The sequence below is a fragment of the Arthrobacter sp. Leaf141 genome, assembly GCF_001424565.1.
Lineage (GTDB): Bacteria > Actinomycetota > Actinomycetes > Actinomycetales > Micrococcaceae > Arthrobacter.
The window spans coordinates 205,740-216,215 of record NZ_LMOL01000004.1 but is presented as its reverse complement, the minus strand read 5'-3'; the positions used below and the strand labels follow the sequence as shown (position 1 = coordinate 216,215).

Annotated in this window: 10 protein-coding genes; 3 read left to right on the top strand and 7 right to left on the bottom strand. The window is 67.5% G+C overall.

The genetic code is table 11. The annotated features are described in order from the left end of the window. Positions 1-145 precede the first annotated feature (145 nt). The 4 genes from ASF72_RS02575 to ASF72_RS02560 all read right to left on the bottom strand — a co-directional run bounded on the left by ASF72_RS02575 (position 146) and on the right by ASF72_RS02560 (position 4,979). The gene (locus tag ASF72_RS02575; protein WP_056596313.1) at positions 146-2,248 is read right to left on the bottom strand and encodes a beta-galactosidase; all 2,103 of its coding nucleotides are present in this window, start codon (positions 2,246-2,248) and stop codon (positions 146-148) included. 46 nt (positions 2,249-2,294) lie between these two features. Further along, positions 2,295-3,335, bottom strand: a complete 1,041-nt coding sequence (locus ASF72_RS02570) for a LacI family DNA-binding transcriptional regulator (protein WP_200933607.1) — start codon at positions 3,333-3,335, stop codon at positions 2,295-2,297. Between the two features lie 204 nt (positions 3,336-3,539). Continuing rightward, complete coding sequence (locus ASF72_RS02565) at positions 3,540-3,944, bottom strand: hypothetical protein (protein ID WP_056596310.1); 405 nt, start codon at positions 3,942-3,944, stop codon at positions 3,540-3,542. Between the two features lie 165 nt (positions 3,945-4,109). Beyond that, positions 4,110-4,979: a DUF1295 domain-containing protein gene (locus ASF72_RS02560; RefSeq protein WP_056596307.1), complete on the bottom strand. Its 870-nt coding sequence runs from the start codon at positions 4,977-4,979 to the stop codon at positions 4,110-4,112. Between the two features lie 114 nt (positions 4,980-5,093). Between ASF72_RS02560 and ASF72_RS02555 the strand changes: the two genes are divergently transcribed. Genes ASF72_RS02555 through ASF72_RS02545 form a run of 3 tightly spaced genes read left to right on the top strand, consistent with a single transcriptional unit; the run spans position 5,094 to position 7,872 of the window. Continuing rightward, a complete protein-coding gene (locus tag ASF72_RS02555) occupies positions 5,094-5,576 on the top strand; it encodes a MarR family winged helix-turn-helix transcriptional regulator (protein WP_056596304.1) in 483 nt (160 codons plus the stop codon). Beyond that, positions 5,573-7,441 (top strand): AMP-dependent synthetase/ligase, encoded by a 1,869-nt coding sequence (locus ASF72_RS02550; protein WP_056596301.1) that lies wholly within the window; start codon positions 5,573-5,575, stop codon positions 7,439-7,441. The genes ASF72_RS02555 and ASF72_RS02550 overlap by 4 nt, the downstream gene beginning before the upstream one ends. Next, the gene (locus ASF72_RS02545) at positions 7,438-7,872 is read left to right on the top strand and encodes a DUF2177 family protein (protein ID WP_050687721.1); all 435 of its coding nucleotides are present in this window, start codon (positions 7,438-7,440) and stop codon (positions 7,870-7,872) included. Before ASF72_RS02550 ends, ASF72_RS02545 begins: the two co-directional genes overlap by 4 nt. Positions 7,873-7,922: 50 nt before the next feature. Here the strand turns inward: ASF72_RS02545 and ASF72_RS02540 are convergent, their stop codons facing one another. The 3 genes from ASF72_RS02540 to ASF72_RS02530 form a co-directional block, all read right to left on the bottom strand. Further along, positions 7,923-8,426: a GNAT family N-acetyltransferase gene (locus tag ASF72_RS02540; RefSeq protein ID WP_050687723.1), complete on the bottom strand. Its 504-nt coding sequence runs from the start codon at positions 8,424-8,426 to the stop codon at positions 7,923-7,925. 34 nt (positions 8,427-8,460) lie between these two features. Beyond that, on the bottom strand, positions 8,461-9,447 hold the full coding sequence (locus tag ASF72_RS02535; protein ID WP_056596298.1) for an ornithine cyclodeaminase family protein: 987 nt from the start codon (positions 9,445-9,447) through the stop codon (positions 8,461-8,463). Positions 9,448-9,598: 151 nt separating this feature from the next. Then, a complete protein-coding gene (locus ASF72_RS02530) occupies positions 9,599-10,303 on the bottom strand; it encodes a GntR family transcriptional regulator (protein ID WP_056596295.1) in 705 nt (234 codons plus the stop codon). Between the last annotated feature and the right edge of the window lie 173 nt (positions 10,304-10,476).

Sequence of the window (10,476 nt, the reverse complement as noted above, 5' to 3'; positions counted from 1 at the left end):
AAACCCCGCAAACACAAGGAAAACAAGGACCACCACCCCACCCAACACCCACACGAGACCAAAACCAGCCACTATGCAGTGAGTCACACACCAAAAGCGGTCGGAGACGGCGGCGCAGCTGGGCCGCCGTCGGGCGTTGAATGCCCTATTTTGTCTCCACCAGAACCCGCACGTCCCACGCGCCCAGTTCAAGCTCGTCGCCGTATCCGAACGACTCCCCCGAGACCACATCCCGGACTGCGCCAGGCAACTTGAAGCTGCTCGGCGTCCAGGACCAGTTGTGGACGAACCGCAGCTGCTCGCCGGAACGGGAGGTTGCACCCGTTACGGTCTGCGAGTCGGCGTTCGGACGCCAGTCACTCCCCTGCCGGGCAGCCCAGGCCGCAATGTCGCGGGCAAGCGCCTCGTTGGGGACGGTCCCCACATAGGTGATCCGCCCTGAACCATGCTCGGAAGTGGTCACGGCCGGCCACCGGCCGAAGTGGACGTGGTCGTAGGACGCCAGCACCTCGGCGCCCTGGACCTGCACCCCATCGATCCACCGTGCGCCGGCGGCCCCCGGGCTGAGCGTAAAGCCTGGCTCGGATGAGGAAGGGGCAACCACATCCACCGGCCCGGCCAGCGTGCTGAACTCGTCGTAGAAGAGTCCTGCGGCTTCAGCAAGGTGCGCGGGCTTGCGCTCCAGCCGCGCCCGGGCCTCCTGGTCCTGGTACCCGGTCCGGATCCCCAGGATCAGGTGGCCTCCGGCGGCAGCGTAGGAACGCAGCCACAAAAGTTCTGCATCGGAAGCGATGGCCAGCCCGGCAGCGACCAGCACCGGCTGGGCCGCCGCGTACTCCGCCGGATCCAAATCCGTCATCTGGCTCGCGTGCAGGAGCCGCGACTGCAGCCCCGCCTCAAACGCGCCGCGGTAGAACGCATCGAAGATGCCTTCGTAGGAACGCGGGTCCGGCTGGCAGTCGGGCCCGGGCAGCGGCAGCTGCGGGTTCTCCTGGAGCGCCCACTTGGCGTCGTTCGAGTACACCAGGACAATGTCAGCGTCTGGAGTCAGGCCGGTGACCAGGTCTCCCGCCGCTGCGAAGTCCGCGCCCAGCTCCTTGATCTGCTGGTACACCCGGCCCGGTTCCAGGCTGTGCGGCAGCACCCCGCCCCAGAACGTTTCGGCCCCGAAATGCAGCGTGTGCCAGTGCCAGTACTCGATCATCGAGGCCCCGCGGGACACCAAAGCCCACGCGGCCTGCCGCCACTGCCCATCGAAGGCCGGCTCGTTCTGGTGCGCGTGCCCAATCGCCTGCGCATTGGTCTCGGTGACCAGGAACGGCGCCTGCTTGGAGGAGAACATCCGGTCCGCCGTCGCATACAGGGACCAGGTGCCCTCGGTGGTCCACGATTGCCGAGTCGGCGCAACGGCCGGCAGCGCCAAATGGTCTTGCATCCGGTAGTACGGGTTCCCGGCGGTCACGTCCAGCCGGGACGTCAAGGCATCATCCTGGGCTGTTGGCCGTTCGTAGGAGATGCAGGTGGTGACGAACTGGTCCTCCCGGGCGTACTCGCGCACCACCTCCGCCTGCCAGTGGATGTAGGAGGTGGTCAGCTCAGCCTGGAACCGACGCCACGCGAGTGCGTACTGCGGCTGCGCGTTGGCATCCGGGGTCCACAGATCGGCCCAGTCCGAGAGCCGGTGCGACCAGTACGTCAGGCCCCATTCCCGGTTGAGCTCCTCCACCGTGCCGTACTGCTTGCGCAGGTGCCCGATGAACTTCTGGAAGACGCCCGGGTTGTGGAAGATCTCGTTGCCGGGCTCGTTGTCCACCTGGAAACCGATCACGGCCGGGTGGTCCACGTACCGGGCGATGATTTTGCGGATGATCCGCTCCGCGTGGAACAGGAACGCCGGGTGGGTGTAGTCGATTTCCTGCCGGGCTCCCCAGCCCATGGGCTGCCCGGTGGACCGGTGCACGTTGATTTCCGGGTACAACCGCGCCAGCCACGGCGGCGCCGCGTACGTGGGGGTGCCAAGGATGACCCGGATGCCGCGGGCGTGCGCCGCATCCAGGACCGGCTGGAGCCAGTCGAGGTCAAACACCCCGTTGTCCGGCTCCCACGTGGACCAGACGGATTCGCCCACCCGGATGACGGTGAAGTGCGCCTCCTTCATCAGGTCCATGTCGGCGTCGAGCCTCTCGGTGGGCTGGTACTCGTGATAGTACGCAGCGCCGAAGAGGATGCTGTCGGTGGGGATGGGCATGGTGGTGCCTTTCAGGCTCGCGGGATGGCAGAGGGAGCGGAGTTGGCTAGCCGCCGTTGCGTGGCGGAGCGGTGGACTCACGGATCACCAGGTGGACCGGGAGCGTGAACTGCCTGGGCGCCTCGTCCCGGCCGATAATGGCCTCAATGAGGCGGAAGACGCCTTGGCGCGCCGTGTCCTGGAAGTCCGCCCTGATGGTGGTCAGGGGTGTGTGGAGGAACGCGGATTCGTCAGCATCGTCGAATCCCACCACGCTGACGTCACCCGGGACGCTCCGGCCGGACCGCTCCAGGGCGTGGATGGCGCCGATGGCCATCTGGTCGTTGGCAACAAAGACGGCGGTGGGGCTGCCGGCGTCGAGCATTTTTTGCATCTGCGCAAACCCCGAGGCCGCCGTCCAGTCGCCGAAAACGGGTTCGGGGACGGAGGCGCCGGCCGCTTCCAGCGTTTCGCGCCAGCCGCGGGCGCGCTGGCGGGCCGCGGCCCACGCCGGGTCACCGCCCAGGTGCCACACCGTGCGGTGCCCCAGGGACAAAAGATGGTTGACGGCCTGCCGCGCCCCGTCCACTTCATCGGTCCCGACAACTATTTCCCCGGCGCTGTGCCGCGCGTCGGGGTAGTCGATACTCAGCAGGGGAACGCCGGCGGGGCCTTGGATTCCCGGATTATCCGGTCCCACGGGTTGGGAAAGGATCAGCCCGTCGATGCCCTGGCCGATGAGCTGGGCGATGGCGTGTTGGACTTCGTAGCCTTCGTCCGGTTGCGTCCGGACGAGCGCCAGCGAGTAGCCCTGCTGGCGGACGGCCTTTTCGACGCCGTCCAGGATGGCGGACGGGCCGGAGAAGGAGGTGCTGGCGGCAATCATGCCGATGCGCCTGGTCCGCTTGGACGCCAGGGCCCGGGCTGCACCGTTGGGCTGGTAACCCAGCTCTTCGATGGCCCGCTGGACGGTTTCGCGGACGGCGCCACTGACATGCTGCTCCGCGTTGACCACCCGGGAAACGGTCTTCAGTGACACCCCTGCATGGCGGGCCACGTCAGTCATGGAGACGGCGGCCGGGCGAACTGCGCGGCTAACGGACTCCATGGTGCTCCTTTGGATTGACAGCGCTGTCAGTGATGGCGCTTCCCAACGGTAACGCTCCCCTGACAGCGCTGTCAACCATCTGATTCCCGTGGTTTCGACGCGCACATTCCGCACCGACTCGCACCTTCCATCGCGCCACCCATATACCTGTCGCGGCAGGGAATGAGCGGGTCGAAAATGAACTTGCGTGTCGAGTTCGTCGGCTCAGCGCCGGAGGAAGATGTTGTCCTGGACCGCCTCGTAGCCCTGCGCCACGAGATCCCCGGCGTCGGCATCGTCGGCCACCACAGCAGCGTCGCCGCCATAGCCCAGCAGGTTCGCCGTCAGGACGGGCCCGCCGTCGGATTTGCAGGCCGATCCCCACCGGTCTCCATCCCCGTCGGCCACCTGGATCAGGCAGAACCCGGCGTCCCGGGCTGGGCGGGCAAGGTAAAACCGGAAGCCCCCGTCCTCGGCAGCCAGACGCACACTGTCAGCAGCCATGTCGGAAAGGTCGACGAACGCCGGGACGGCATCGTCATTCGTGGCTGGCCGGTCAAGAATCGCCAGCGCAGGTTGTTGAGGCACCGCGGTGCAGGAAGCCAGCGTGAGTGCGGCAAGGCCTGCCACCGCTGTCCTCCGAACGGCGTTTCGTACCGGCATAAGTCCCCCACATTAAAAGATTTCAATCGTCCAACGTAACTGACGGGCCGCTTCCCTGGCCAGCGCTTAACGGCCGACGGCGGCACCCACCCGGGTGCCGCCGTCGGCCGTGAACAATTCCGAGCCGAAGTCCTACTTCAGTTTGGGGATCAGGACCGGGGTGTTTTTCTTGTAGTCCTCGTAGTCGGCCTGGCCGCCCCACTTTTTGTCGGCCTTCGCTTCCAGGAGCGGGACGCCGCTGCCCTTGGTGAGCAGCAGGGCCACAAACACCGGGGAGATCAGCGCGGCCCACTGCCAGCCCTGGAGCACGGGCAGGGTGATGATGGCAACGCCCACCCAGAGCGTGATTTCGCCGAAGTAGTTGGGGTGGCGGGACTTGGACCAGAGACCGGTGGAGATGTACCGGCCTTCGTTGGCGGGGTCTGCCTTGAAAGCGGATTTCTGGATATCGGCGGTGATTTCGATGGCGATGCCCACGGCCCACACAAGGACGCCCACCACAGTGAACCAGTCCAGGCCCACTTTTTTGTCCGAGGTGATGGCCACCCAGGCGAGCGCGGCGGTGAGCACTACCCAGAGGCCCTGCACCGTCCAGGTGTTCAGGAAGCGGGGGAAGTCGGGCTTGATCTCGTCAAACCGGTCGTCCTTGCCATGCTTCATCACCCGCAGGAACAGGAAGCTGCCCAGCCGGATGGCCCAGAACACCACCATGGCAGCGAGGATCAGGCCGCGGGCATCCACTCCCGGTGAGGCCAGCACCAGGAAGATGGTGATGGCGATGTAGGTCAGGGCGCCGGTGAAGTCGTAGAACTTTTCCGTCTGCGCGGCGAAGGACGGGATGAAGACCAGCCACTGGATCACAAACGCGGCAGCCACCCCGATCGCGAAGACGGAGACACCGCCGATGGTGGATCCTCCCTGGCTGCCGGCCAGCGCGATCAGGGCACCCACCACCACCACGATGGGGATGCTGATGAGGGCATTTCGGCTCTTGGTGGTCATGGGTGTTCCTTTCATACGGCCCGGCGTGCGCTGCAGCACGGCGGTTCCCCCTTGGCAAGCATCCTGACAATCAACAGTCTTTGATGTTCAAACCAATTTGATTACTATAGAGACATGCTATCTCACGAAGGGCCGCCGGACACTCCCCTACTTCATCCGTCGGCCTTTATGCTCCAGGCGCTGCTCACCATGGCGAATGAGACGGAGCGCGAGGTGGCCCGGCACCTGGGGCTGAACCTGACCGACTACCGTGCGCTTGGAGCCGTGTCCCAGGCCGGGCCCATGACAGTGGGCGCATTGGCCGCCCAGCTCGGCGCCACCGCAGCCACCACCACCGCGATCGTCAGCCGGCTGGAGCTGCACGGTTTTGTGGAGCGGCTCCGCAGCTCAGAGGACCGGCGCCAGGTCCACGTCACCTGCACCCCGGCAGCCGCAGCGGCCATCAGCGCACTGATGCGCCCGCTGGTCACTGCCACCAGCGACCACCTGGCCTCGCTCCCCCAGGACCAGCAGGCAGAGATCGGCACCTTCCTCAACACCGTCCTGCAGCTGATGCAGCACCACCTGCTCACCCTTTCCGAGAAAGACACCCCGTGAGAGAGTTCACCTCCCCACCCCTGGTCCACACTGCCGGCCACCGCAACGCCACCGATCTCCTGCTGGAACGGCTCGGCACCAGCCCTGACCACGTGGCCTTCGAGGTCCGGACGTCCGGCGCCGCCATCACCGACCCCTGGCGGCAGGTGACCACGCAGCAGTTTGCCAACGAGGTCCGCGCCCTGGCCAAGGGCTTCATCGCCGCGGGCGTGCAGCCCGGCGATTCGCTCGCCATCATGTCGCCCACCCGGTACGAGTGGGCCCTGGCGGACATGGCGGCCTGGTTTGCCGGCGCCGTGGTGGTCCCGGTCTACGAAACCTCCGCGCTCCCCCAGGTGATCGCCATCCTGGCTGACGCCGAGGTGCGGCTGGCCGTGGCCGGCACGGAAACGCACGCGGACCTGCTGTCCCGCGGTTTCGACGAGGCAGGGCTGGACCACCTGGGCATCTGGACCATGGACTCCCGCCCGGGCGCGGACCTGGCGGACCTCGTGGAGCGGGGTGCCGGCGTCGTGGATGCCGAGGTGGAGGAACGCCGGCTGCTGGCCGGCCCCGATTCGGTGGCCACCATCGTGTACACGTCCGGCACCACCGCTGCCCCGAAGGGCGCCCTGATCACCCACGGCAACTTTGTGGGCCAGGTCCTGAACGTGGCGGCCGCGTACTCGGCGGTGGTCCGCGAGGGCGGCAACACCATCATCTTCCTGCCCATGGCCCACGTGCTGGCCCGCGGCCTGCAGCTGATCTGCCTGGCCAACGGCATGCGGATCGCGCACCTGGCCGATCCCCGCGAGGTGGTGCCCGCCCTCGGTGCCCTGCGGCCCACGTTCCTGGTGGTGGTCCCCCGCGTGCTGCAGAAAATCCAGGCCTCGGCGGCCGGGGCTGCGGCGAAAAAGCGGCTGGGACGGGTCTGGGCTGCGGCGCAGCGCACCGCCGTCGAGTGGGGCCGTTTTGCGGAAGCGCACGACGCCGACCCAACAGTCAGTGCCCCGCTGGGCCTGCGTGCCCGGCACGCCGTGTTCGACAGGCTTTTCTACGCCCGCCTCCGCGCGTTGGTGGGCGGCCGGCTGGACTACCTGCTCTCCGGGGCCGCGGCCCTGGACGCCGAGCTCTCCCTGTTTTTCCGCGGCCTGGGCCTTCCCGTGATCGAAGGCTACGGCCTGACCGAAACCACCGCGCCGCTGACCGGAAACCTGCCCGGGGCCATCAAGGCCGGGACCGTGGGGGTGCCCATGCCGGGAACCACCGTCCGGCTCACGGAGGAGGGCGAGGTGCTGGCCCGCGGCGTGGGTGTTTTCGCCGGGTACCGGCGTGCTGCGGACAACGCCGCCGCCTTCACGGACGGCTTCTTCCACACCGGCGACCTGGGCGAACTCGACGCGCAGGGCAGGCTCACCATCAAGGGCCGGCTCAAGGACGTCATTGTCACCGCCGGCGGCAAAACCGTCTCGCCCTCCATCTGGGAAGGCTACGTGGAGGGCGATCCGCTGGTGGCGCACGCCGTGATGGTGGGCGAAGGCAAACCGTACCTGGGCGGGCTGGTGCTGCTGGACCCAGAGTCCGTTACCGCCTGGGCCGAACGCGAAGGCTTCGCCGAACTCGCCGCCCTGAAGATCCCGGTGGACGGCGGGGCCATCCAGATCGAGGACGCCCGGCTCCTCACCGCTATTGGCCAGGCCGTCAGCTCCGCGAACGCCAAAATTGCCCGCTCGGAGCAGGTCCGCCGTTTTGTGCTGCTCCTGGCCGACCTCAGCGAGGCCAACGGCAACGTCACCCCCACCATGAAACTCAAACGCAGCGCCTTCACCGACAGGGCCCGCCACATCGTGGAAGGCCTCTACACCGACCCCAGGAGCCAGGCATGAAACCGCACCTCAAACGATGGCTGCAAAGCTACGCCGTCGCAGCCGTGATCTTCGCCGCCCTGGACGTGGTCTGGATCCTCGGCGTGGCCAACCCGCAGTACAAGGCCCAAATCGGCGACCTGATCGCCGCGGACACGAACTACGTAGCTGCCGTTGCTTTTTACCTCATCTACGTGGCCGGCATGGTGCACTACGGCATCCGGCCCAACGACCGGCGGGCCACGCTGCGCCAGCGCATCACCGGTGCCGCGCTCTTCGGCTTCTTCACCTACGCCACGTGGGCGCTGACCGGGCTGGCCGTGCTGCAGGGATTCCCCACCCTCGTGGCGCTGACGGACATCGCCTGGGGCACCGTGGCCTGCGCCGTGGTCACCTGGCTGACGGTCCTGGTGCTGGGCAAGGTCCTCCGGAAGGAGCCCGCGACACGCTGACCGGCTACGGTTCCGGCGGCCGGTTTTGCGGCCGGCCGTTCAGCGGCCGTTCAGCGGCCGACGGCGGGGCGCGTCATCCGCAGTTCCGGCACCTTTTCCCACTCGGGCGGCAGCAGCCCCGTCTTCCCGTCCGGCCGGAAGCCGTGCTTGGCATAAAAGGCGAACGCCCGCGGGTTCTCCGCCAGCACCCACAGATAAGCGGCTGAACCGCCGATCGCCGCTTCCAGCAGGGCCGCACCAAGCCCTGTCCCGTGGGTGTGGTCCAGGGTGTAGATCGAGTACAGCTCCAGGTCCTCTGGACCATCGTCGTCACGCGGCGGGCCGGCGTCGGCCAGGCCCACCAGCCTGTTGTCCGCGTCCAGGGCGATAATGCGCGGCTCGTCCACGGCCAGATAGGGCCGCCGCCGCTCCACCCGCTCGGGGATGCTGGCCCGGCGGCTCCGAAAGAAGTCCGCGGACATCAGATGTGCGTAGGCCTGTTCGTGGGCCAGGGTGTGCAGGTGCACCACGGCCTCGGCATCGTCGGGGGTGGCCTGTCGGAGCTGGTAGTCCATGGCTGCCAGCCTAGCCACCGGCAGCCGGGAAGTCTCAGCCGGCCATGTTGACGTCCAGTCCCAGCCCCTGGCTGACCGCCGCATCGTAGAGCAGGCGCCCGATGGCGACGTCCTGCATTCCTACCCCCACCGAATCAAACAGTGTGATGGCTGCATCGTGTGTCCGGCCGGGGACCTGCCCTGCTACTACCTGCCCCAGCTCACCGCGGATGTCCATCAGGGTCACCGAGCCTTCCTCGATGGCCATGAGCAGGTCGCCGGACTTTTCCCGGGCCGTCGCGATGCTGTCCACAAAGAGCTCCGACCGGGCGATTCCGGCGGCATCGATTTCCCGGTGGGTGGGGCGGGGGCGCGCCCCCACGGCATTGACGTGCAAACCGGGCAGGAACCATTCGCCGCGGACCAACGGCTCCACAGACGGCGTCAGGGTGCAGAGGACGTCGGCGGCTTCCACGGTGCCGCGGATGGTGCCGGCAGCCACCACCTTGACCGGCAGGTGACTGATGCGCGCCTTGAATGCTTCAACGGTGGCGGCGCTCCGGGACCACACCACCACGGTGTCAATGGGCAGGACACAGAGCATCGCCTCCACGTGGGCCACGGCGAGCGCACCGGCACCGATAAGTCCCAGCGTGGAGCTGTTGGGCCGGGCCAGGTGTTTGCTGGCCACCGCGCTGGCGGCAGCGGTCCGCACCCTGGTGGGCACCCGGCCATCCAGCAGGGCCAGCGTCTCACCGGTTTGCTGGTCCGCCAGCAGGATACTGGAGCGCTGGCTGGGCAGCCCCGCGTCACGGTTGGCCGGAAGGTCGGAGAGCAGCTTCACCCCTGCCAGGCCCTGGGTGTCCGCCAGGCCGGACATCAGGATGTACCGCCCGTCCGAAGAGGGCAGTTGCATGGACGTGGGGGCGGGCTGGCAGGCCGTGCCGGTGGTGATGTCGGCGAAGGCCTGCTCCACGGCGGCAATGGTGGCCGGCAGGTGCGCCAGGGTTTCGAGAACGGAAGCGGTGAGCACAAGCGTCATGGGTACCTCGAGGGGATTCGGCGGCGCGCTGGGCGTCGGAGCTGGACGTGGGTGGAGCGAAGCAAACGGGTGAAGTGACACGAAGGAAGCCGGTGCGGGAACAGAACGGGTGGCACTCCTGCGGACGGGTGCAAAAACAGGGCTGGTGGAATCAGTCCTGGCTGCGGGGCCGGCGGCCTTTGCGGGCCGGGGCCTCGGAGGGCAGGCGCCCGGCCAGGTGGGGAAGGGAGGCGTGCCGGCCGCGTTCCACGTGGGCGCCAGCCAACGCCTCAGCGAGGGCGGGCTGGCCGTCGGCGATGGCGTGGACCAGTTCCGCATGTTCCTCCCACATGCCCGGTGTATCCCGTTCCGGGGTGAGCCGGAACAGCCAGCGCACCCTGCCGTTGAGCAGGTTGGAGAGCCGGCGGAGCAGGTCGTGGCTGGCCAGGTGGACAATTTCCTCGTGCAGGTCCGAGTTGCGGCCGGACGCCTGGTGCCCGGACTCGCCGGTGCGGGCATATTCCAGCGCGGCCAGCAGGTTGGCCGGGTCTGCCCCGGCCGCCACGCGGCGGGCAGCGGACGCAGCAGCGAACGGTTCCAGCTGGAGCCGGAGGTCAAACACCTCCACAGCGTCCCGCAGCGTAAACGTGTGCACTACGCTGCCGCGGCGGGCTTCGGAGTGGATGAACCCCTCCGCTTCCAGCAAGGGCAACGCCTCACGCAGGGGGATGCGGGAGACCTGTAGCCGGGCAGAGAGCTCGCGTTCGTTGAGTTTGCTGCCGCCGGGGATCCGGCCCGAGATGATGTCCTCCCGGAGCGCGGCAGCCACCCGCTCCGACAGGCCCGGACCGAGGTCCGCGGCTTCTGCTTGTTCCATGTCTGCACTCCTGTACGCCGGGGTCAAAACCCGGTTTGGTATGCCAATCGTGCACTTTCATCCCCAATAAAGCGAATATGGCGCTATTTGGTATTCAAAAGTTTCCGGCATGTTTAACCTCCATGACGATCCGGTCAACTCGGCGGAATGCCCAAAAACTGCCCTTACGCTGT